The sequence below is a fragment of the Olavius algarvensis spirochete endosymbiont genome, assembly GCA_900608495.1.
GTDB lineage: Bacteria > Spirochaetota > Spirochaetia > DSM-2461 > DSM-2461 > UBA2779.
In genome coordinates this window covers 1-22,571 of record UWYT01000139.1, presented here as the reverse complement: position 1 = coordinate 22,571, position 22,571 = coordinate 1, and the positions used below count along the sequence as shown (strand labels likewise).

Genomic DNA, 22,571 nt, shown 5'->3' with positions numbered 1-22,571 from the left:
CGAGGTTGTTAATCCAATTGAATTCAAATTCCAGAGTTTTCCTGTTAGATAAGCCAGTCGGGATTTCGAGTTTCATGGCGCTTGACAATCTTAAGAGGACGCTTGGAACAGCAAAAGTTGGTCATGCCGGCACTCTGGATCCCTTTGCAACGGGTCTTCTCGTTGTCCTTTCGGGTAAGTTAACCAAGGCGGCGTACTTATTCTCGAGAATGGACAAAGATTACGAATCTGTTATCCGCTTCGGGGTTGAAACCAATACGCTTGATGTTGAAGGAAAAGTAGTCGCCGAGGCTCCAGTTCCCGACTTTCACACTATCAAGAGAATTGTGGATAATTATACCGGAAATATAATACAGACACCACCTGCATTTTCGGCGGTTAAAATCAATGGCGATAGATCCTATAGACTGGCACGAGAAGGATTGGAAGTTGATATCCCGAAGAGAAGCATCCGGATATATTCATTTAGGATAATAAAATGGACCCCACCGAATCTTCGAGTTCACATACGCTGTTCATCGGGAACATATGTTCGATCTTTGAGCAGAGATATAGGCATTGCTTGTGACAGCAGGGCTTTTTGCTACTCTCTAAGGCGTCTTTCTATTGGACCATTCTCAGTTCGAGATGCGATGGAACCAGATCGAATTGACAAAACAAATGGATATGGCCCAGTTGAGCTTGCACAGCTTGTTCGAATTCCAACCGTGTTGCTTCCGGATGAAGTGGCTGAAAAACTGAGAATGGGAGTATCTCTGAATCGACTCAAACGATGGCTCCCGAAGATTGAAGCACCAACGCTTTGCATAAGCTCCGATAAAGAAGCGCTTGCAATGCTGGATATCAAGAGGGGACAGTTAGCCTATCGTATTGTGTTTTAATGCCGGATTGGAGCCAATATTCTTGAGACGCTTCGCTTGTCTTGACTGAGGCTTCTATAAATGACATCTTGACCCGGGCCATTTGATGAGGTACCTTGGTTTCTGACAGTGAGGCTAGCTGTAATTGATACTTCTGGTGTTTCACATCCGGGTATCGAGAGAATAATTTCGATCGCGTATGTTCGGTCGGTAAGTGGTATTTTTTACCATAAACAATTTAACATCGGAAGTCGAGGAATAAACATGCCTCTCACAAAGGACGATAAAGCTGTTATAATAACGGGTTTCGGCAAAGATAAGAAAGATTCGGGTTCTACCAGTGTCCAAATTGCTCTTATTACGAAGCGCATCGAGGATTTACAAGTTCACTTTGATAAGCACAAGAAAGATTACGCCTCCAGGCGTGGGCTGCTGAAGATGGTTGGACAGCGCAGACGACTTCTTCGCTATCTCAAGCATGCCGATCTTGAGAACTATAGAACGCTTATATCCAGGCTTGGACTTAGAAAATAGAGCAGGAAAAGAATGTATACATCAAGTTTTCGAATTGGCGGGGAAGATTTAATTCTTGAGACAGGAAGAATAGCGAAACAGGCAAATGGCTCAGTTTTAGCACGTTATGGGGGCTCGGTTGTGCTTTCCACGGCATGTTGCGGTGCTGAGACAACAGAGGGTGTGGATTACGTGCCGCTGATGGTTGATTACAATGAGCGTTATTATTCTGCTGGGAAAATTCCCGGTGGATTTATAAAGCGTGAAACCCGTCCTAAAGACAAGGAAATACTGGTTTCCAGGCTGATTGACCGACCGATGAGACCCCTGTTTGATAAGAGATTTGGCCGGGATATCCAGGTTATACCAATGGCCATATCAACCGATCAAATTCATACACCAGATATACTAGGTATGATAGCAGCCTTTGCTTCGGTAGAGGTTTCGGATATACCATTTAACGGACCCCTGGCGGCGATAAGAATTGGTTCTGTAGATAATAAATTCATCGTTAATCCGACATTCCAGCAGATTGAAGAATCTGAACTTGATATTGTCATTGCCGGCAACAATGACGGGATAGTGATGGTTGAGGGCGGCGCCAACCAAATTTCGGAACAACAGATGCTTGAAGCGCTTGAGCATGCTGAAAATGTATTGAAGGAACTTTGTAAATACATGTCGGATTTCGCGTCTGTGGCGGGCAAAAAGAAACTCTCGATTCCCGATAAACTTCCTCCTCTTAGCTTTGAGGATGAGGTTTTGAAAAAAGCGACGTCCATGCTCAAAGATGTGGTTTTTCTCCCGGATAAAATTACTCGCGCAAACAAAGCTAAGAACGTCAAAAAAAAGCTTGTCGAATTGTTTTCCAGCGAAATAGAGGCCCATGGTGATAATGGCAGGATGATTTTCGATGCCTTACTCGATAAGATTCATTCCAACATCATGAGACAATCCATCGTGAATAACCAAAAAAGATGTGATGGGCGTTCCCCCTCTGAGATTCGCCCGATAAGCACCGAAGTGGGATTTCTGCCAAGAGTTCATGGCTCAGCGCTTTTTACCAGGGGGGAAACTCAGTCAATTGGAGTGGCTACGCTTGGTAGTACTTATGATGAGCAAATATTTGATGACATAGATGGCGATAGGCGATCACGTTTCATGTTGCATTACAATTTTCCTCCCTATTCAGTGGGAGAAACCGGCCGAACCGGAACGGGACGTCGCGAGGTTGGACACGGGCATCTGGCCCAAAGAGCGATTGAACCGGTTCTTCCCACGAAAGAAGAATTCCCTTATACGGTGCGAGTTGTATCGGAAATTACCGAGTCCAACGGATCCTCGTCAATGGCGAGTGTCTGTAGTGGAACCATGTCTCTTCTTGCGGCCGGTGTTCCTATTAAGGCCCCAGTAGCGGGCATTGCCATGGGACTGATTCAAGAGAACGGGAAAAACGTTATCCTTTCAGATATTCTCGGCGAAGAGGATCACATGGGTGATATGGACTTCAAAATGACGGGAAGCGAAGCTGGTATCACTGCCTTTCAGATGGATATTAAGGTGACTGGAATAGGCCTGGATGTTATAAGAAATGCATTGGAACAGGCTCGTGAAGGCCGCTTGCATATCTTGAATGAAATGCTGAAGACTATTTCCAAACCATCTGAGAGAATTAGTGAATACGCTCCCATTGTTCTGACATATAATGTCGACATTGACAAAATCGGAACTATTATTGGCCCCGGGGGCCAGAATATTCGCAATATTAGTGAAACTTCGGGGGCAAAGGTAAACATTGATGATCAAGGTGCGATAACGATATTTTCAAGGGATGGGAGAAGTGGCGCGGAGATTGCTTTGAATATGGTGAAAGCGCTCGTAGAAGACCCTGAAGTTGGGAAAGTCTATAATGGAACCGTGAAAAGAATCGTCGATTTTGGGGCCTTTATCGAGATACTTCCCGGGAAAGAGGGACTTTGTCATATTTCCAAGTTGTCAGAGCAACGTGTCAGCTCCGTCGAGGCTGTTTTGAAAGAAGGACAAAGAGTTGAAGTTAGGCTCATCGATGTCGATCGTATGGGTCGATTCAACCTCAGTATCGTGGACGTTGGCAACCCGAACTGGAAGCCTGTGTCTGGTGTCGGCAACTTTCGACAAAAAACACCTCCGCCTAGAAGACCTAGAAGTTAGGTAACTGATAGCTTGCCGTGCCAATTTGCAAGATTGATGTCGGGGGAAATTTTGGCTGAAGCTGACAATCTGATTGTGGAATTCACTGGCAATACCAAGCTTTTCCCAAACTATGCCACTTCGTCTGCGGCAGGAGCTGATTTAAAGGCCGACTTAACTTCGCCTGTTTTTCTGAAGCCGGGGGATCGCTGTCTAATACCAACTGGTATATCTGTTGCAATTCCCGCTGGTTGGGAAGGACAGGTTAGGCCACGGTCGGGGCTTTCAATCAATAAAGGTGTTACGCTGTTGAATAGTCCAGGAACGATTGATTCAGACTATCGAGGAGAACTCAAGGTTATCCTTATCAATCTGGGTAGAGAAGTCGTTAGTATTGAACCAGGAGAGCGAATAGCTCAATTAGTTATCGGCAGGATTGCAACCGCTAATTTTGAGCTAGTTAAGGAACTTCCACCCAGCAATCGTGGTGCTGCCGGCTTTGGTTCAACCGGGAAATGAATTTGAATCGCTTATTCCATGCACGCCGCTTCAGCTGTGTGCTTTTTTTCCTGTTCTCATCCTTACTGTTGTTTTCTTGTAACACATCGAAAAAAAGTAATACAGTAATCTCAGATTCAGTCGATGAAATTTACCGTGATATGAGAACGGAATCTGCCGCACACATACGAGAAGCCAATGCGTCGGCGGAAGCTTCTATGCCGCTTGATTATCTGCTGACGGAAATTGACGCCTTGTGGAAAACAGACAAGAGGAAAGAAGCAAAACAACTCTTTGGAAAAATTGACAAAGAGCGGATATCACCTGGATGGGAAAGATCACAATGGGCGTACATGCGCGGGCTTTTGTTCACTGAAAAGTGGTCTGGATCGGAACTGGGATTAGCGGGAGGGAATGTTTCCGCGCTGCTTACTGATAATGATGATGTTTGGATTGGCACCTGGACAGGAGGCATAACACGCTTATCGGATCCTCTACAAACTTACACTCCGTGGGATGCTGGCCTGCCAACCCTGGCAATACGGACAGTTAATCGAATCAGGAAACATAAAGCCTCGATTTGGGTTGTAAGATATGGAGTTTTAGAGAGATATGATATCGAATCGGGGATTTGGGAGCTTATAAAGGATTTGCCGGTTAATGAACGTCTGCAGGATTTGTGCATCCTTGACAACAAGGTTTATCTTGGCACGCTCGGAGAAGGACTCTGGGTAAAAGAAGGATATGAATGGAGTATAATCCCTAATCCAGGTAAGTTTATAACAAGACTTGAATTAGGAGACGATGAAGAACTTATTGTCACTACAATGAACATGGGTCTATTTTTATATAGACCCAGGGAAAACATTTGGATACGACCTCCTTCAGCTTCACTTAAGGAGGCAAACATAACTTCTGTTTCGAAATTTGGTGATCGGATTGTTGGGGGAACCTTTGGTGATGGTGCTTTTATCTGGAATACGAAGACTTCCGAGGTACTGTGGTTTGGATTGGAAGAACTAGGCGATCTTTGGGTTCTATCAGTAGCTGAATTGAACGGATTACTATTCTTCGGTACTTTTGGATCTGGCTTGAACTGCTGGAATCTGAACAATGGGACTTGGGATAGACTGAGTATTGACGAAGGATTGCCATCCGTCGATGTAACCAGTCTATCTGTCGATACCAGAGGGAATATATGGGCTGGAACCCTGGGCGGAGGCCTTGTCAAAATATCCGGCGATATCTATGACACTCGGTAAGCATCACACTCTCAATCGATATATCGCATCCGAGTTCCTATTTTCCTTTTTTGTCAGTTTTCAATTCTTCTTCCTGGTTTTCTTTTTTAATCAGCTTTTGTTGATGGCTCAGGGAATACTGGCAAAGGGGATACCGATAGGATCGGTATTGTTGTTAATACTGTACTCCACCCCCTCTTTTCTAACTTTGTCTGCTCCATTTGCAACAATGACTGCAGCTCTAATGGCCTACGGCCGATTTTCCTCCGACAACGAAATTTTGGCCATGAGGAGCGCCGGGGTTAAGAAATCCGCAATTCTTCAGCCTGTTTTGGTTCTAGGAATCGCCATTTCCATAGTATCGTTCGGTGTAAATGATTTTCTCCTTCCCGCCGGCACAAAGGCTTTTCAGCGGCTTTGGGTGGAACTCAGTCTTACGTACCCTGAGTTGGAATTGGGAGAATACTCGGTTCGCAGATTTCGTCACACAACCTTTATTACAGGCGCAATTGACGATGTCGGTATTCATCCTATGATAATAGTGGAGAGAGACAATTCGGGGAATCTCAGCTCCATTATAGCGCGTTTTGCTTCGCCCTCAATCAGGGATAACAAAAGGGGATTTCCTGGTTTCAGAATGCATGATGTTTTATCACTAACCCCAAATTCAATTAGAACTGATGAGTGGACCTGGGGACGGGCTGATTACATGGATTATCGCCTTCTGGGTGATATGTCGACAATTTTTGATCAGTCTGAGAATCCAGCATACATGCGCATTTTGGCAGTTCGCAATACTATCAGGGAGAAGTCGGAAAATCAGAGAAAACGCTTTGAGGAACAAGGAGTGCGAATTGAGCGGCAGAAATACGAGCTGTCTCTGGAATATTTCAGCTTGGCCAGAGGTAAGGCTGGCATGATAGAGAATACCAAGAACAATATAGCCAATGATTATTCAAGAATAAAAGAGCTTGAAGCAGGTTTGCCTGTAGATCATTCAATTCAAATCTGGAAGCTGGAGTACTATCAGAAATTCGCCATACCGTTTGCCTCCTTGCCATTCGTTTTCCTGGCCTTTCCATTGGGTTTGATGGCAAAAAGGAGTGGCAGGGCAGTGGGATTTTTCATTGGTTTATTGTTAACAACTTTCTATTGGAGCTTACTTGTATTAGGGCGCTCGTTAGGATTGAGAACTGATGCTTCTCCGTTCCTTGTGATGATAGCACCTGAGATTGTGTTGCTTGTTATAGGAGTGGGCTTTTATTTGCGCCGGGTGCAGTCTTGAGGTTGTTTCAGAAACTGTTACTTCTGGAGTTTGTCCCCTTTCTAATTCTCGGAGTTCTTTTTTTCACTCTCATACTGGTACTTGCAGATATTTTTACCAATCTTTGGCAATACCTGAATCTTGAGGTGCCATTTGGCCAGGCCATCCAAATAAGCTTCATGTATGCTCCAAGAGCTTTGATATTTGCAATACCTATCGGTGCAATGTTCGCGGCTGCTTTTGCGTTTGGGAACCTTGGCGCAAGAAACGAGCTGATTGCGGTTTTTGGATCAGGAGTTTCGTTGTTGAGGTTTGTTTTACCTCTGTTGGCGCTGGCCGTCGTTCTGAGTGCAGGAGTCTTCATATTGGAAGACCGTGTTGCGATACCAATCACTAAGAAGAGCAATATGATTTCCAATAAACTCCTCGGAAAACAGGATTCAAAAAGCCGTTCGAATGCGGTGGCTATATCCATGGGAGGACGAGTTATTTATGTTGCGGATTACTATGATGATTCAACTTCCACACTCTCGGGTTTAACTGTCATTATGCTGAACGAGGATTATGAGTTCTTTAAGCGGATAGATGCACAGAAGGCGGCCTGGAATGAATCTGGGTTGTGGCAGCTTGAAGGGTGTAGAATCTATTACTACGGGGAAGACGAAGAGATACTACAAGTTTCGAGAGAGGAATACAGCGACGAGCTGATTAATGAGAATCCGGATACCTTCCGACTTGATACGAGGGAAATTGAAGAGATGACTGGAAAGGAAGCGCGGGCATGGATAGCGATACATAAGAGAACGGGGTTGCCCTATAAAGTGCACCAAGCGAAATACTATCAACGTTTCACAATGGCGCTCACACCGTTTTTAGTTGTATTGTTCGCCGGTGCCCTTGGCGGTCGTTTTCGGCGCAATATCTTGCTGGTTAGTCTGCTGGCCAGCCTTGCGATGTCTTCCGTATGGTACATAGTTCGCATGATATCAACCTTACTATCTGAATTGGGTATTCTCACGCCAATAGCGGGAAGCGTGATTCCTTACCTGGGCTTTTTAGCGCTTGGTGCGTGGATGTTCAGGCATGCGAAGACTTAGAAGCGACGATGTTAGAGATAGTTGCGAACGACAAGGATTGCTCGGCTAGAACCGGAACGCTTCACCTGCCAAGAGGCGACGTTGAAATTCCGACATTTTTGCCTGTTGGCACCAACGGTACGGTCAAAGCGATACAACACAGCACCCTCCGTCATATTGGCTATTCACTTATTCTGAGCAATACATACCACCTGTATTTGAGACCGGGCGTTCAAGTTATAGAGAAATATGGCGGCTTGCACAATTTCTCATCGTGGAATGGAAGTATACTCACTGATTCAGGCGGGTTTCAGGTGTTTTCACTTGCATCGTTTAGAAAGATTGCAAGAGATGGAGTTGCTTTCACTTCCCACATTGATGGATCCAGGCATTTCTTAACACCAGAGTCAGTTGTGGATATACAAGTTGCTCTCGGAAGCGATATTCAAATGCAACTTGATGTCTGCACAGCCCCTGGCATAGAAGCAGATGAAGCGCGTGAAGCTGTTGAACTTACGGCTCTTTGGGCTAAACGTGCAAAACAACGCTATCTTGAGCACTCCGCATCATCCAGAGGGTATCTATTCGGAATTGTTCAGGGAAATTTTTTCAAGGAATTACGAGTGTTGAGTTCATCGCTTCTATCGGAACTGGATCTTCCCGGTTATGCGATTGGCGGTCTGTCAGTTGGCGAAAAACCCGAAGTTTTCAAGGAATTCCTTGGATATACCGCTCCTTTGCTACCCCGTGATAAACCTAGGTATATAATGGGAATAGGTACGCCTGAGTATATGCTGGAATCAATAGAAGAGGGGATTGATTTCTTTGATTGCGCTTACCCGACGAGAGTTGCCAGAAACGGTACTTGCTTCACTCGATTTGGGATGATCAATGTCAAGAACTCGCAATTTAAAGATGATGTTCGTCCTATTGATACAGAATGCATATGTCCCGCTTGTGCGCATTACAGCCGCGGTTATTTAAGGCATCTATTTGTAGCGAAGGAGATACTGGGGCCGATGCTGCTTACCCATCACAATTTGCAATTTCTGTTTACGATGATGGAAGAGGCGCGTGGAGCAATAAGAAACGGTACTTTTCTAGGCTTCAAAACCGCATTTCTTGAGAGGTTTGGAACAGTTGATAAATAGTGCGAGCAACCAGCGGAGCGCACGTTCTGCGTTCGTAATAATGGGATGTACTTTAATCAGCAGGATTTTGGGTTTTGTTCGCACGGCTACAATAGGCGCTCTGTTTGGCGCAGGGGGTACAGCCGACGTTATCAACTTGATATTCAATATTCCTAACAATTTGAGGAAGCTTCTGGCTGAAGGCGCCTTAAGCACTGCGTTCGTACCCGAGTTATCTCGTGAGATTGTCTTAGATACATCTGGTTTGAAGGCCAGGCGATTAGGTAAAACCATAATCGGGTTTCAGATAATCATTATTGCCCCTGTTTTGCTTGGGGCGCTTCTATTCCCTGAGCAGGTTCTATACATTTTCGAGAGATTCAGCGATCCGTACAAAAAAGAGCTAAGTGTTGTACTACTTCGCTGGATGATGCCCTATCTGCTGTTTGTTTCGCTCAGTGCGATTATGATGGCGGTGCACAATAGCCATAACCGATTTCTTATTCCGGCGCTTACTCCAATTGCTTTCTCGATTTGCGTTATACTGTTTTTGCTATTCGGGCAGGGAAGATGGGGGACGGTGTCAATCGGTGCAGGTGTTCTGGCTGGCGGCCTGGCACAGATACTTGTACAGTACCCGAGTTTTAGAAGAATGGGGTATGGACTGATTCCATCGTTCGATTTCAATGATGATTCGTTAAAACGGGTTTTGCGGAAATGGCTGCCTATGCTGCTCACCTCCTCGCTATTTGTGATAAACAGTCAGATAGCGATGTTGCTGGCATCAACTCTTCCCGATGGGAATACTTCTTCTCTTACCTACGCAATTGTCTTCTTTCAGCTCCCTTTTGGTATATTTTCCGCATCAATTGCAACTGTTCTATATCCTAAAATGAGTCGATGTGCAGCACTCAATGACAACAACGGCTTGATAGATTGCCTAAGTTTTGGATATCGAAACCTTTGGGCCCTTCTAGTTCCTTCAGCTATGATTTTAGTACTCCTTGGAGAGCCCATAGTTGCTATTGCTTTTCAAAGGCGTGCCTTTACACCTGAGAATTCGATTGCAACGGCCAATGTGCTTGCCGCGTACTCGGTGGGAATGCCTTTTATCGGCCTTTTTGGTATTTCTCAAAGAGCGCTATATGCTCTAGGTGCAATCAAACGATCCTTTTTTTGCGCCTTGCTAACAGTATTCATTGACATAGCTTTATCTCTAGTATTTGTTTTTTGGATGGATGGGGACAGCATTGCGTTGGCATGGGCCAATTCCATAGCTTTTACAATTGGTTCGATTTTGCAGTACATTTTGATTCGACGTATAAGCAAATTCAGGATAGCAGGGGAAGTATTGTCAGCATTTGGAAAGATTTTAATCGGTAACACTGCCGGCGTGTTAGTGATTTTGGGTTTTTATCAACTCCTTGGAAGAAGCTGGTGGCTATCCGGAGTCAGCTGGACAGGAGTTGGATTGTTAGCGCTCATTGCTCTTGTAAGTTCCGCAATCATAGTTCTTTTCTATGGCTGGATGAAAATTGAAACCGTATCTCTGGTTCTCAATTCGATACGTCAGGATAATGATGGTGAGAAGTAAATCAGCGTTGATTTTAATCCTGTTAGTTTCAGAGATTCTGATCTCGCAGGAATCGCCTAATCGATTAGATGTGGCAACTTCGCCGCTCAACTCCAACAGCCTGCCAGACAGTATGAGAGTGAATCTTCCAGTGGAGAATCCAAGTGAAGAGGTAGATCGTCGAAAGAGCGTTCTTTTAAACGGAATTGATAGTGAAGTGGCAACAATACTGACAGAACTCCGAAGAGAAAAGAATGAGAAGTACAACGATGTACTGAAAGACATACTGCAGGAAACTCGAAACTCGTCAATCGCCACTGGAATATACAGTTTATGGGAAGAAACATCTTATAAGGCCGGACTTGTTATTGCGGAAAATGAGCTGGTCAAGGTTGTGGACGAACTTGCCTTTGAACCTGCTACAGTCAAAGCGGCAATGTCATACCTGGCAAAGCTGAAGCACTTTAAATCACAGAATTTGCTGATTGAGATTGTAGATAATCGAAATTCGGAAATTGCGACCTCTGCCGTAAGAGCCATTGGACTTATGGGTGGAGCAGTAGATGCGGCGAGAATCAAACGGTTGCTGGACAAACTGAAGGCTGAGGATCCGTTTGTCGAGGAAGAGCTCGTAGCGGCACTTATAGTAGCACTTGGAGACTTGCGTTATGGGCCGGCCGCAGACGAACTAATTGCCATAGTCGATGATGCGAGTATCCCTGCCGTTCATCGCAGATTCGCATGTATTTCGGTTGGCAAGATTGGTCGTATTGAAGATTACGAAGTTATTGAGAGGATTTATTATGAAACTGATGATGCGAATCTGCGTTCGTATGCACTGGCTGGACTTGCTGAATTTCCCAATCGGGATGATATAACCGCGGTTTTAATTCAAGCGCTCAAACGAGATTCTTTTTGGCGTATAAGGATGATTGCGGCCGAAAAACTCTCCGAATCGGATGCACCCGGGGTTCGCGAATTATTGAGATACAAGATAGTCAACGACCCAGTAAAGCAAGTTCGAATCGCGTCGGTTCACGCGTTGGGGAAATCATCTAACCGAAGAGATTGGAATTTTCTAATTGAGTATTTTGTAAATAGCAAAAATCCTTCTGATATCCGATTGGCCAGCTTCCTGGCGCTTACCGAGAACAGAATACCCGGCACTGAAAAGGCAATTTTTTCCATCATGGACAGATTGTGGAAGGAGGATAAGGAACGTTTTCTGGAGTTCATCTGCCTCGAGGCCTCAAAAATCGAATGGGCTGCTCTTGCAACGGTTTATGAGCGAATGCTTAATCACGAAAATTGGGTAATCCAAGTATACGGAATTCGAGGAATCCGTCGAAACAATATTGTGTCGTTGATGAATAGGATAAACAGCTTCGATAGAGAAGGTATTGACGAGCGAGTGCGCCGGGAAGTAAGGCATGGTGGATAATCAATTGCTTTGCGGGAGCAAAGGCTTCAGCCAGCTATGCATCTTCAGAATGAAGATATCAGTGGAGCAATCTCTTCGGGAAACTCGAGTCTCATTTCCGCCTCGACGCTGATGAACCCTGGATTCACTTCGATTTTCCCGGGCCTGCGGTGATTGGGCAACTTGGGCCTCATCGGAAGTCTCATCTTCCACAGTTGCAGAAATGGCCTCACTGCAGTCTATCCAAATAGCTCCAAAATCACCGCCGAGGCATCGCAATGGCTCGCCAATTCCTGACTCCGTTATGGAGATTCACATTGCATATTTAGGGTAGCAGTGACACTGTAGCTGCTAGGCCGGTATCACGTATCATTGTTCCGGAGTCAGTTTCCGCTCCTGTTGTACTAACGTTTATGCGCATCTAAGATTCCACATTCGTCTGAGCTCTCTCATGTTTGTGCAGTTCTTACATGGACAAGAGAAATCGTGGATGAGAACTATTGATTACGAGATATCGCTGTTACGAACTAAATAATCACTGATGTTTCTTGTTCGAGTGCTTATTCTGAAGCTTCCGGAGCCAGGCTTGCATTTTCCGATGTTGAAACCTTCCATCCAGTCAGTCATCCAAAAAAACATATCGATGACAAATGCGACATATAGAAGTTCCTCGATTTCGAAAGGACAGACCCATCCTCGATGTGCTTTCAACAAAGAAAGCACTTCTCGAGAGCAATTTATGCTATACTTATCCACTGTGATTTCAACTTGTTCTTCGCAAATGCCAATCTTGGCATATAAGACTCGTGTGTGTTAAATTCATAGTCTATGAGGGGCAACTGTAAGTGATGACTAACAGGATATTGAATGCAGAAATGCGGCCCTTTGAAGCCGGATGGGCCCTTATAGAGACTGTTATCGCAGTTACCATTTTTTTTATTCTTACCGGAGCTGTGAGCTTTGCCGGTGTTCGTTATGTGAACAAGGCTAGACAGGCCACCGCCGCCAATGAAATTGCCGCATTTTCCTTGGCTCTGGACAGCTATTACCTGGACTGTGGCATGTATCCCAGCGAAGAACAGGGGCTTGATGCCCTTTGGGCAGTGCCGGTAACATCCCCGGTTCCTTCTGGATGGTCTGGACCATATCTAACCAGGAAGGACATTGAGGATTCCTGGGGGAGAGACTATATCTATAGGCGCCCGGGGCCAGAGGGACTACCCTATGCAATATTATCACACGGCGCCGATGGACTGGAAGGCGGGGAGGGTCCCGATGCGGATATCCACTCCTGGAAAAACTAGCGGATATGCCACACTCGATGCTCTTGTAGCTATCATTATTTTTGCCGTGGTGACGGTGGCGGCGGTAAGTGTATCGGGAGCAATAGTATCGGTGAGAACTCGTCGCCTTTCCGTACTGACAGAACTCTACTATACCAACGCCGAGGTGCAGGAAAGAAGCTGGAAATACTATGCATCATCCTCGAATCAGTAAAACCGAGGGGGGCGGCTCAGTTGTGGATGCTCTTATAGCGATAGTTCTTACTTCCATTGTTTCAGGCGGTGTATACATTTTCTTAAGCGCCCATACCGGACGTCTGTTTACCAATCTGAAGCAGGATCGCGATCTTATGCGTTTTGTTTCTCTGACAAGAGATTTCGAGCAGCGACTGGAACTTCTTTACTGCGATTGGTGGAAACAGGGAATTCGATACATAAAGAGAGAAAAAGGTGTGGAACTACACGCTGAAAACGGTGATCAAATCGACGTGCTGCGCATTGAGACTCAAGAGCATGCGATACTGCTTTCCGGACCTTCGGAGAAGGCCGTGACAGTCTACCACTTCGAAATAGTGGTGCCGGTTATCAATCCTGTGTTCGATGGAGAGGGTCGTTTTTCCTCCATTCAGCTCACCTACTCGGAATCGCTTAAGGCATCACTCTATCTGCAGTCACGTCCACTTCATTCACGGTTGTCGGAGGCCATGCATTGACCTTGCAGTCTGGTTCAGCAACGCTCTATTCACTTATCGCACTTTCATTTTCCAGTCTGCTGCTTTCTGCCCTTGTTGGACCACAGATAATCATGGGTCGACGAATAGCGACTTATGAAGCCGATGCACAACGAAAACAGCAACTGGAAGAGGCAGTAATGTCAGTCCTTTCGATTCTGTCATCCGATCCAACGCCGCGGGTCGATGCTCCTGTCGATCCCCTCTGGACCACCATATCTCAATCGCAGAGTCAGCCGGTACTTTTATCGATTAAAGATGTTTCTTCTTCATTAAACCTAAACACCATCGGAATCAATTGGCTTTCCCAAAATCCCATCGCCGTAGAAATGGCATCCACCGGTGCTGTAGGGGAAATTCAGAAACTGCGTTCATCAGGAGGCATTTCGCCGAGAACTAACCTGGAAGGCATAGTTCCTCGAGATGCCGTTGGATCGATTTTTGGAATTTATGGATATGCCCATCCTCGCCTTATCGATAAGGAGGGATTGGAAGTCCTTTTAAAACCACGTCTGGGCGATTTATCGTCCGCCCTGGCTGAAAGAATCGTTTCGTACGGGAATGTCGATGAGGAAAATCATTTCCACTCCATGTTTGGAGAAGATTTGGGCCAGGCCGCTCCGATTGTTTCTCCCAGGCCCCTCATCAATGTCCATTTTATTGATGAACGATTGCTGAGAATTGTGCTCTCTCTTCAGTTCAACGGTGAGCCTCTGCCGAATCCCGATGTGGCTTTGGACGCTATTATATCAGTTCGCAGATTTAGAGAAATAACATCCGAATCATTACGTTCCATGATAGATATCGAGGAGGGGCAAGACGAGGTTTTTGCCTTCTTGGGCGTCCAGACATGGTTTTGGCAGATTAGTGCGGAAGACTCTGAGAAACGCATAATAGTTATTGCGGCTCGGATTCCGAGAAGTAATGAGGTGGATAATTTTCGAATCGTTTCAAAGCGATGGGTAGACATAAAGGACCCTGCTTCATGAATACGGCCATGCTGTTTCTTATTCTGCTCGTGGGTGGATGGGCTAGCTGGGTTGATATCAGGGAATTGCGAATTCCTGATACCGTTATAGTTTTGGGACTTTCAACTTCCCTGACTGCGACTTTCGTCGGTTTACTCTCACCTTCAAGCTTTTTGGCAGGTACTTTGACAGCTTCCGTTCAGATGTTGAGCATCCGTTTAATCACTCGAAACAAACTCGGCCTGGGCGATGTCAAACTGGGAATTTTCTTAGCCGGAATTCTAGGCCCCCTTCGATGGATAATAGCCGCGGTTGCCGCATCGATGATGATGCTCTTTTTTCTTATGCCGCGTATTATCAGTGGGAATGCCGAGAAGCAGGAGCTTGTTCCTCTGGCGCCGGCGCTTACGGCGTGCTCTCTGCTATGTGCTTATATACCGGAGAATTTGATGTGAAATTACACAGATTGATGCTTTTATCGATTCTGAGCGCACTGCTCCCTCTGTCGCTACATGCTCAAACACTTTCGGAGATGGTTTTCCACAACAGGGATATCAGAGATATCCTGCAAGTTCTGGGAGCCGCAGCGAATTTAACTATTCTCAGCGATCAAACCGTAGATGGAACTTCAAGTTTTCAGTCTCCCAACATTGTTCCTGAAGAGGCTCTGTTTCTTTTTTTGGAGCAGGAACGCCTGTACTGGACAAGGAAGCATTCGATCGTCCGCATATCGCGAATAAATCTGACCTACGACACTCAGAGCCGAATCAACCTGGAGGCTGAAGATGTTCTACTGCAGGATATTGTGTTAGCCATAGCCCGTACAGCGCCGCAACCTGTTCTTTTTGACGCTCTTCCTAGAGAACGCATAACGATAAAAGTTATTGAAACTGAATTGGAAGAAACCCTGAACACCTTGATTCTACGTTTTCCCGATTACGAACTTATAGCGGATGGAAATTCCTTCTACGTCCAATCGAAACCTTCGACATCCGATACAACCCGCCGTGCCCGCGGCAGCGTTGTCCGCCAGGGAGAGATGTATTCGGTGGAGGTTGATAACGTTCGCTTCAGAGATGTCATTGACGAGCTGTTCCGGTTGGGCGAACGTGAGTATTCCTATCTGGGACGCAATGAAGGTGTTCTCACCAGAATCAGCTTCAAGCCCAGGGATTTCGATGCAGTACTCACCTTACTCGCAGAGCAGGTTAAAGTTGATTTCCTGAAGGTGGGCGAGCTCTACTATATCTTTGATAATCAGCAAAGCAATGTGCTCGCACGCTATCAAACCGCAGTCTATCATCCGCTCGAATACATAAGCGCTTCAAGCGCCCTCCAGCTGCTGCCTGTTGGTTTGGTTGGCCAGGGAGATATCCGGGAGGATAAACGCAAAAATTCCTTGATTTTATATGGGTCACTGGGAAAAATCGCCAGCATCCAAAGTTATCTGAGTATTCTTGATCAGCCCATTGAGGGGCGGGAGTGGACTCGCTACAACCTTGATTATCTGAGCACTTCCGATTTGAATTCCATTCTCCCGCCCGAGCTACGCTCCCTGGAATTGACACCGATTGCCGGAACCAGCAGTATACTGGTTTCGGTGACGGAAAACCAACACCAGGCCCTGGCGCAGTTCCTCATGGAGGCCGACAAACCTTCCGAAAGCTACCCTGTCAAACTGCGCTACATCACATCAGAAGAACTTAAGGCCAATATTCCTCCGCCCTTTACTGAAAAGGATATCAACGTAACCCAGGATTCCAGTCTCGTTTTCTTTAACGGAAATCGCGATAAACTCGCTTATTTTCGCCGCATGTTGGATACAATGGATAAACCCGTTTCCCAAATTCGCTACGATCTTCTGGTTGTAAACTATCAGGATACCCAGGGGTTTAACTGGAGCAGTGAGGCCAAATTTTCAGAAGCGGATTCCTCACAGTCTAACCAGCTCAAATCCTTCAGTGGCAATATCAGCCCGCTTATGAATCTCAGTTTTGATGTCGTTACGAACTTCGGAGTTCAATTTGCATTAAAGCTGAGTGCCGGATTAGAGAGTCAGGAGTCTACGATTGCGGCCGATACAACGCTTAATGGACTCTCAGGCGAGAAAATACAATTTAGAAATACAAACACATCGCGATACCGCGATTACCGGTTGGATTCAAACACCAACACCAGGGTTTCCGAAGGAGCCAGGGAAATCACATCGGGTCTTCTTATCGATATTGAAGGCTGGGTATCGGGGGACAATATGATCACAATGGACATAAGAGCGACGATGAGCCGGCAGTCCGATTCCAATAAAAACAGCACGGAAGTTCTTCCCTCCACAACCGAACGCAGCATTGCTACGAATATACGAACTCCCGCCGGAAAACCTATCATAATTTCCGGCCTAACCCAGCAGATGCTCCAAGTCACCGAAGAGAAAACCCCGATTCTGGGATCAATACCTTTGCTGGGGTGGCTGTTCAAGAAGCAAATTGAATCCTACGAGGATACCGAACTAGTTATATATATCATCGCCCATGTGGACAATCAGCATATCAGCGCCTCAGACGAAAATGTCCTTTTCGAACGGATATATACAAAATACCTGGAGAGGTAGACAATGGAAACTCAATACTCTCTGGATTTCATGGCTGCCAACCACATCATGTTGCTCAGTGAGGGCTTGGCGGATGTTGAGGTTGCCTATGTGAAGGAACTGACTCAAGAAAGCCTGCGAGAAAGAATCATGCGTCATCATTTTCCCAAACAGGTTCATTGGAGAGCTTACACCCGCGAAGCTCTTTCGGCGGCTCTGGTACGACATGGTTCTATTGACAGCAGCATCAAGGATGAGAGTCTCACAATGGAAGAGAAAACCTCGCTTGACAAGCTGGCTAATGACGCCCCGGCGGTCAACCTGGTCAACAGTCTTATTCTTGATGTCTTGCCGTTGGATGCGTCAGATATTCACTTTGAAGTTGACGGCGACAAGATGGTGGTTCGCTGTCGTGTTCATGGGGCACTGCGAGTTTTTTACAAGGATTCCGCGGAACGATTCAGAGCCGTGGCCACGCGCATTAAACTGCTGGCCAACCTGAATATTCTGGAAACAAGAAGACCTCAGGAAGGACGAATGACATTGACGCTGAACAACAGGGAAATCCATATGCGTGTCTCCTGTGTTCCCCTGGCCAGAGGGGAATCGATTGTCCTTCGAATTTTTAACCGCAGTGAACTCCTAAGAACTCCAGAAAACCTTGGATTTTCTAAGCGTTCCATCGAAGAAATCCGAAAAATGTTCAAAAAACCATACGGCCTAATCTTGGCGACAGGACCGACAGGCAGCGGCAAAACCACTACGTTGAGAGCGTTTCTGTCTGAAATCAGCAGCGAATCGAAAAAGACAATCACGCTGGAAGATCCCATAGAATACCTGATGCCGGGCATTGATCAGATTCCTATCAGGGATGATATCGAATTGACTTTCAGCAGTCTTTTAAGGCGTATTCTTCGTCAGGATCCTGACATCATTATGGTTGGGGAGATTAGAGATGGAGAAACGGCGCAGTTGTCAGTTCGAGCCGCATTGACAGGGCATCTGGTTGTATCCACGCTTCACACGAATGATGCCCCCTCGGCGGTTAAACGTCTTGTGGATATGGGAGTTCCTCCCTACCTGATAGCGGGAATTCTGCGTGGGGTTATGGCCCAGCGTCTTGTGCCTGAGCTTTGCCCGCACTGTTTGAAATTTCGTCCGCTGACAGATGAAGAGCAAACCTATGTCAAACGCTACGGAGAGGATTTCTCAGAAACCGGAGAATCAGCCGGATGCAATCGATGCGACAACACCGGGTATCAGGGGCGTACGGCCATCATGGAATCCTTCTCGGTGACTCCAGAACTGGAATCGGCAATATCTCGGCAACAAGGCAACGGAACGCAATGGGATGTCATGTTAAAAACCATCAACTGTACCCCCATGATATTTCATGGCTTTGAGAAGGTTGAAGACAGAGTTATTTCACTGACTGAATTAAGGAAGGTTTTAGGGTAATGCCTGTTTTTCACTGCCGCAGAAAAACTGCAAATGGTAAAACGGTTACTGAATATCGCTACGCGCCTAATGAGAATCAGGCTATTCAGGAAATCACCAACGAGGGCGGCATCCCAATCAAAATAATTCCTGCCAGGAAAGGCAGGGGACGCATCAAACTGAAGCTTGATGACTCTCGCCGTCTATCGACAATGTTGGCCTTGCTTATCAATTCAGGGCACAGACTGAAAACATCGCTGGAACTGGCTGCCCTTGCCGACGAGAACAAGCGGATAGGCATGGCCTGCATTATCTGGAGAGATGAGTTGGAAAAAGGCCGGGGCTTCAAAGAGGCTCTCACGGTTTCCCCTGTGCGTCTGCCGCCTTCTTTCACAGCTCTTACATCGATTGGGGAAAGTGTCGGACGGCTAGGATCCGTTTTCTCACGGCTCGGTCAGTACTATCAGAAGCTCTCTGGAATGAAGAACAAATTCATTTCTTCAATGATTTATCCAACTATCGTGCTTCTCTTCACCATTGCCGCATTCCTTTTTCTTTCTATAATGGTTGTTCCGACACTAAGTGAATTCTCCAATGTGCTCATGAGGGAACCTGCCTTAACCGAGGGAACAGAGGCGGAAGAGAACTGGTTGTTCGCGATTCGGATAATGGTTATTGCTGCCGCTGCCGGGATTATAGTTTTTCTTACACTTTTTGTTATCAGACGAAAGGATATGCTTGCTAAGGGTTTCTTAAAAATCCCGTTTGTGGGTGCATTCATTATGGAATGGAATCTCATGAACTGGGCATTTGCCGTGGAAATGATTCTTGAGGGCGGATTAACCTTGTCTCAGGCACTCAAGGAGTCTCTTTCATCAGTCGGTAATCGGTATTTGAGATCGGTTCTCGCACGTGTTGCCCATTCCTCGGAATCTGGTGAATCCCTCTCCATTCTATTTCGTAAAGAGCTGATTATCCCGCCCATTGTGGCATCATGGATTAAGCTGGGCGAGAACACGGGCAGCAGCTCAGAGATATTCGGCCACATCCGTTCTTACTTTGAAGAGCTGACAGAGCGGAAAATCAGCATAGTTTCCCAACTGATTGAACCAATTCTTATCCTTATCGTAGGAATAATTGTTATCAGTTTTGTCGCTATTTTTGTACTCCCGCTTCTTCTCCCCGTTACAGGAGATATTGCATGAAGGCAGCGGCTCTGGCGGACGGTATATACGAAATCCACACTGAAACCTGGCCTCGCATGAGCAGAAAGGAAGTTTATTCAGCTATGATGCAGAAACTGCCAGTGCTTGTCCCAGGTAATCCGAAATCCTATGCTATTGATGTTAAGACAAAAAAAATTGCTCCGAACTCGCATAGAAGTGTTTGTATTATTGTCAAAAAAGATGCGCTGGCCTCCTTCAGAAAGGCTCACCCCGATTCAGCTATGCGAATCAGGGAAACCGATTACCTATGGAATCAGAACAAACCCTGTCAATATCCCTTTTTTGCTCCGCCGCGCTTTCACAGCAGGTACAAAGTTCAGATTATAAGTTCGTCCATTTTGTTGTTTGCAATGAGCCTGTTTCTTCTGGGGCAGCTTTATAAATATCTGGCGCAAAAGAGATTGACAGAACTATCAGAGACATATGGCAATTTAACAGAACTCTTGCGGGGAAAAACAGAATTAATAGATGAAATCCATTCAATGGAGAAGAGGCTTCTGTACTTAAAAAGAAACAGCCCCGATAATCCCTACAATCTCATAGAGGAATTAGCCGCATCGACACCTGAGAGAATCCATTCTGAAGCCGTTGTGATTAGAGGGCGATTCTTTTCCATCCGCGGCTTAACTGAAAATCCGTTTTCCGTTATACAGATTCTGGAGAAGCATCCCTACTTTGAAGAATGCCGACTGGAACGCACTGTGCCTGACAGTCGCAGCGGATTGACTGCCTTCACCTTAACGGGTATTTATAATGCGCCGTAAAAACATCTTTGTCCTTATTACGAGCATATCCAGTCTTGTGTTCTTCATCCTTGCAGCAAATAAACTACTCGACGCCGGCACTGTATCAATGCAGGTTCGTCGGCTTAATGAGTCAATCCAGCTTATGCATTCCAATCAGAATTCCGTTTACACTCAGGACGATCTGGAAAAAGTTGGGAACCGGATAAGAGATGAAGAAACTCGCTACTATCAGAACCCCGAAGAAATGTTCTACTCCTTTGCCGCTAATTCTGTTGCCGGAGCGGCGGAAAGAAACCTCAGAATCTACGAAACAATCGCAGCACAGCAAGGTGGTATTCCAACCTGGGAGCTCATGGTTGCCGGCTCAGAGACAAGCATCCTTGCCTATCTTGAAGACTTGGTAAAAATAGGGAAATATGTGGTTTTCACTGCGGTGAATATTCAGAAAACTGATGGCGAAGCCAGGGCTCGGCTTACCATGTATCTTCCGGAGATTCCGGAATACGATCCGACCCTGCATGTTGAAACGCCGATTGTGAATAATGAAAACCTGAAGGAAAGAGAGAATTGGACCACTTCACAGATTGCGGCCGCTCTCTTTCGTCCGTTTCCCGGACAATCATTGCCGATTTCCTCTTTGCCTCTGCAACCTCAGACAATTTCTTCATCAGAGGCGGTGCAAACCGATCGATTACCTGCTTGGGTTGAAGTAGTTGGCAGATATCGAAAGCCCTCGGGACGACTGGTATTGGCTCTCAAAGATACGCGGGCAGGAGCCGTCTATTCACTTGAAGAGGGGAGAAGGATTAATGGCTGGAGCATAAGAGAACAATCCGAACGTTCGGTTATCCTGTTTATCGATGAGAATAACTACATTTTGGAGCTTGAGTAAGAAATGAAATTACTTCAGAACAAAGAGAACTGCCTTATTATCGCCCTGCTTCTATTGCTCATCTTCTCGTGTGAAAGCACCCTTGTCGATGAGTTTTCGGTTTTTGAAGAGGCGACTTTGATGGGCATGGTGTACAATTCCCGTAGCAGTCCCTGCGTAGGGGCGGCACTGCGAGTGGATGATGAAAAGGGCGTCTACACATCCGATATCAACGGACGTTTTGTTATTCCGAAATTGAAACGCGGTCGACATCTGATACACATCAGCAACGACGGCCATGAGCCGGAAGTTGTGACATTGAACTTCAGTGACAGGAGACAAATTCTCTATATAAGGTTAACCAGTAATGAGTCTCTTCTTGACTGGGCTGAAGAGGCCCTTGATGAGCTACGCTGGGAAGAGGCGGAAGATTTTATCATGCGCTCCTTAGCCGTTGAGCCGGAGGGCACACGAGCCATAACTCTCCTGGGAGCTTTGTATTACCGTACAGAGGAATTTGAAGATTCGCTGAAGCAGTGGCAGCTGCTCATCGAAAAGGGACATCGCTCTCCCTATCTGTATCTTCTGATAGCCAACACTTACGAATATGGTTTGGAATCCCCTGAGGAGGCGCGCCCCTGGCTGGAACGATATCTTGAAAACCATGAAGCTCCTGAAGTCAGGGCCCGACTGCCTGTGGAGTGAACTTCGTATGAAGCAAGAGTTGTTTTTGACTGCTGTGGAGTCAATGCGCAGTTTGGCCTAATCCGATTGAGAAACGAGACATCATCCTTAATCAGATTCATTTTCAAAGCATTAAGTGGGATAGTTTTGACGTTTTTCGGCAGGTATTGATACAGTGCAATAGGAGGATTGCCACTTTGAAGGATTTTCTGCGTCGTGCACTGGGACTTGTTATGGTAGAGACGCTGCTCTTTGCACCCTTTCTTTGGGGCGAAGGTGCCGATGGAGAGGCCT

21 protein-coding genes are annotated in these 22,571 nt (G+C 46.1%); all 21 read left to right on the top strand.

Features of this window, described 5'->3' with window-relative positions; genetic code table 11:
- Window positions 1-5: 5 nt before the first annotated feature.
- A complete protein-coding gene (gene truB / locus S1OALGB6SA_RS03630; RefSeq protein WP_306766981.1) occupies window positions 6-881 on the top strand; it encodes a tRNA pseudouridine(55) synthase TruB in 876 nt (291 codons plus the stop codon).
- Window positions 882-1,124: 243 nt separating this feature from the next.
- A complete protein-coding gene (rpsO, locus tag S1OALGB6SA_RS03625) occupies window positions 1,125-1,394 on the top strand; it encodes a 30S ribosomal protein S15 (protein WP_037560567.1) in 270 nt (89 codons plus the stop codon).
- 12 nt (window positions 1,395-1,406) lie between these two features.
- On the top strand, window positions 1,407-3,563 hold the full coding sequence (pnp, locus tag S1OALGB6SA_RS03620; RefSeq protein ID WP_077067504.1) for a polyribonucleotide nucleotidyltransferase: 2,157 nt from the start codon (window positions 1,407-1,409) through the stop codon (window positions 3,561-3,563).
- Window positions 3,564-3,599: 36 nt separating this feature from the next.
- Window positions 3,600-4,061, top strand: coding sequence for a dUTP diphosphatase (dut, locus tag S1OALGB6SA_RS03615; RefSeq protein WP_037560568.1), 462 nt, complete (start codon window positions 3,600-3,602; stop codon window positions 4,059-4,061).
- A 140-nt stretch (window positions 4,062-4,201) separates the two neighbouring features.
- Window positions 4,202-5,302: a ligand-binding sensor domain-containing protein gene (locus S1OALGB6SA_RS03610; protein ID WP_195910282.1), complete on the top strand. Its 1,101-nt coding sequence runs from the start codon at window positions 4,202-4,204 to the stop codon at window positions 5,300-5,302.
- The gene (locus S1OALGB6SA_RS03605; protein ID WP_037560571.1) at window positions 5,289-6,566 is read left to right on the top strand and encodes an LptF/LptG family permease; all 1,278 of its coding nucleotides are present in this window, start codon (window positions 5,289-5,291) and stop codon (window positions 6,564-6,566) included. The genes S1OALGB6SA_RS03610 and S1OALGB6SA_RS03605 overlap by 14 nt, the downstream gene beginning before the upstream one ends.
- Window positions 6,567-6,568: 2 nt before the next feature.
- Entirely contained in the window at window positions 6,569-7,642 is a 1,074-nt protein-coding gene (locus S1OALGB6SA_RS03600) for an LptF/LptG family permease (RefSeq protein ID WP_037560572.1), read from the top strand.
- Between the two features lie 8 nt (window positions 7,643-7,650).
- On the top strand, window positions 7,651-8,772 hold the full coding sequence (gene tgt / locus S1OALGB6SA_RS03595) for a tRNA guanosine(34) transglycosylase Tgt (protein WP_124032592.1): 1,122 nt from the start codon (window positions 7,651-7,653) through the stop codon (window positions 8,770-8,772).
- A complete protein-coding gene (gene murJ, locus S1OALGB6SA_RS03590) occupies window positions 8,744-10,345 on the top strand; it encodes a murein biosynthesis integral membrane protein MurJ (RefSeq protein WP_306766980.1) in 1,602 nt (533 codons plus the stop codon). The genes tgt and murJ overlap by 29 nt, the downstream gene beginning before the upstream one ends.
- Window positions 10,335-11,765: a HEAT repeat domain-containing protein gene (locus tag S1OALGB6SA_RS03585; RefSeq protein ID WP_195910281.1), complete on the top strand. Its 1,431-nt coding sequence runs from the start codon at window positions 10,335-10,337 to the stop codon at window positions 11,763-11,765. The genes murJ and S1OALGB6SA_RS03585 overlap by 11 nt, the downstream gene beginning before the upstream one ends.
- A gap of 827 nt (window positions 11,766-12,592) precedes the next feature.
- Window positions 12,593-13,048 carry a type II secretion system major pseudopilin GspG gene (gspG, locus tag S1OALGB6SA_RS03580; protein ID WP_230204399.1) on the top strand — a complete coding sequence of 152 codons (456 nt, stop codon included), beginning with the start codon at window positions 12,593-12,595 and terminating at the stop codon, window positions 13,046-13,048.
- Window positions 13,020-13,241: a hypothetical protein gene (locus S1OALGB6SA_RS03575; RefSeq protein WP_124032589.1), complete on the top strand. Its 222-nt coding sequence runs from the start codon at window positions 13,020-13,022 to the stop codon at window positions 13,239-13,241. The genes gspG and S1OALGB6SA_RS03575 overlap by 29 nt, the downstream gene beginning before the upstream one ends.
- Window positions 13,219-13,740: a hypothetical protein gene (locus S1OALGB6SA_RS03570; RefSeq protein WP_124032588.1), complete on the top strand. Its 522-nt coding sequence runs from the start codon at window positions 13,219-13,221 to the stop codon at window positions 13,738-13,740. Before S1OALGB6SA_RS03575 ends, S1OALGB6SA_RS03570 begins: the two co-directional genes overlap by 23 nt.
- Window positions 13,737-14,747, top strand: a complete 1,011-nt coding sequence (locus S1OALGB6SA_RS03565) for a hypothetical protein (RefSeq protein ID WP_124032587.1) — start codon at window positions 13,737-13,739, stop codon at window positions 14,745-14,747. The genes S1OALGB6SA_RS03570 and S1OALGB6SA_RS03565 overlap by 4 nt, the downstream gene beginning before the upstream one ends.
- A gap of 8 nt (window positions 14,748-14,755) precedes the next feature.
- Complete coding sequence (locus tag S1OALGB6SA_RS03560; RefSeq protein ID WP_195910280.1) at window positions 14,756-15,181, top strand: prepilin peptidase; 426 nt, start codon at window positions 14,756-14,758, stop codon at window positions 15,179-15,181.
- Window positions 15,178-17,334 carry a secretin GspD/PilQ domain-containing protein gene (locus tag S1OALGB6SA_RS03555; protein ID WP_195910279.1) on the top strand — a complete coding sequence of 719 codons (2,157 nt, stop codon included), beginning with the start codon at window positions 15,178-15,180 and terminating at the stop codon, window positions 17,332-17,334. The genes S1OALGB6SA_RS03560 and S1OALGB6SA_RS03555 overlap by 4 nt, the downstream gene beginning before the upstream one ends.
- Window positions 17,335-17,337: 3 nt before the next feature.
- Window positions 17,338-18,771 (top strand): GspE/PulE family protein, encoded by a 1,434-nt coding sequence (locus S1OALGB6SA_RS03550; protein ID WP_124032584.1) that lies wholly within the window; start codon window positions 17,338-17,340, stop codon window positions 18,769-18,771.
- Window positions 18,771-19,955 carry a type II secretion system F family protein gene (locus tag S1OALGB6SA_RS03545; protein WP_124032583.1) on the top strand — a complete coding sequence of 395 codons (1,185 nt, stop codon included), beginning with the start codon at window positions 18,771-18,773 and terminating at the stop codon, window positions 19,953-19,955. Before S1OALGB6SA_RS03550 ends, S1OALGB6SA_RS03545 begins: the two co-directional genes overlap by 1 nt.
- Window positions 19,952-20,740, top strand: coding sequence for a PilN family protein (locus S1OALGB6SA_RS03540; RefSeq protein ID WP_124032582.1), 789 nt, complete (start codon window positions 19,952-19,954; stop codon window positions 20,738-20,740). The genes S1OALGB6SA_RS03545 and S1OALGB6SA_RS03540 overlap by 4 nt, the downstream gene beginning before the upstream one ends.
- A complete protein-coding gene (locus S1OALGB6SA_RS03535) occupies window positions 20,730-21,614 on the top strand; it encodes a hypothetical protein (RefSeq protein ID WP_124032581.1) in 885 nt (294 codons plus the stop codon). The genes S1OALGB6SA_RS03540 and S1OALGB6SA_RS03535 overlap by 11 nt, the downstream gene beginning before the upstream one ends.
- Window positions 21,615-21,617: 3 nt before the next feature.
- Window positions 21,618-22,298, top strand: coding sequence for a hypothetical protein (locus S1OALGB6SA_RS03530; RefSeq protein WP_124032580.1), 681 nt, complete (start codon window positions 21,618-21,620; stop codon window positions 22,296-22,298).
- Window positions 22,299-22,571: the final 273 nt, after the last annotated feature.

Coding starts and splice junctions, on each gene's coding strand:
- tgt (WP_124032592.1), top strand. CDS start 7,651: ATGTTAGAGATAGTTGCGAACGACAAGGATTGCTCGGCTAGAACCGGA.
- pnp (WP_077067504.1), top strand. CDS start 1,407: ATGTATACATCAAGTTTTCGAATTGGCGGGGAAGATTTAATTCTTGAG.
- S1OALGB6SA_RS03535 (WP_124032581.1), top strand. CDS start 20,730: ATGCGCCGTAAAAACATCTTTGTCCTTATTACGAGCATATCCAGTCTT.
- rpsO (WP_037560567.1), top strand. CDS start 1,125: ATGCCTCTCACAAAGGACGATAAAGCTGTTATAATAACGGGTTTCGGC.
- S1OALGB6SA_RS03545 (WP_124032583.1), top strand. CDS start 18,771: ATGCCTGTTTTTCACTGCCGCAGAAAAACTGCAAATGGTAAAACGGTT.
- S1OALGB6SA_RS03610 (WP_195910282.1), top strand. CDS start 4,202: ATGAGAACGGAATCTGCCGCACACATACGAGAAGCCAATGCGTCGGCG.
- dut (WP_037560568.1), top strand. CDS start 3,600: ATGTCGGGGGAAATTTTGGCTGAAGCTGACAATCTGATTGTGGAATTC.
- gspG (WP_230204399.1), top strand. CDS start 12,593: ATGACTAACAGGATATTGAATGCAGAAATGCGGCCCTTTGAAGCCGGA.
- S1OALGB6SA_RS03540 (WP_124032582.1), top strand. CDS start 19,952: ATGAAGGCAGCGGCTCTGGCGGACGGTATATACGAAATCCACACTGAA.
- S1OALGB6SA_RS03605 (WP_037560571.1), top strand. CDS start 5,289: ATGACACTCGGTAAGCATCACACTCTCAATCGATATATCGCATCCGAG.
- S1OALGB6SA_RS03575 (WP_124032589.1), top strand. CDS start 13,020: ATGCGGATATCCACTCCTGGAAAAACTAGCGGATATGCCACACTCGAT.
- S1OALGB6SA_RS03570 (WP_124032588.1), top strand. CDS start 13,219: ATGCATCATCCTCGAATCAGTAAAACCGAGGGGGGCGGCTCAGTTGTG.
- S1OALGB6SA_RS03530 (WP_124032580.1), top strand. CDS start 21,618: ATGAAATTACTTCAGAACAAAGAGAACTGCCTTATTATCGCCCTGCTT.
- S1OALGB6SA_RS03560 (WP_195910280.1), top strand. CDS start 14,756: ATGCTGTTTCTTATTCTGCTCGTGGGTGGATGGGCTAGCTGGGTTGAT.
- S1OALGB6SA_RS03550 (WP_124032584.1), top strand. CDS start 17,338: ATGGAAACTCAATACTCTCTGGATTTCATGGCTGCCAACCACATCATG.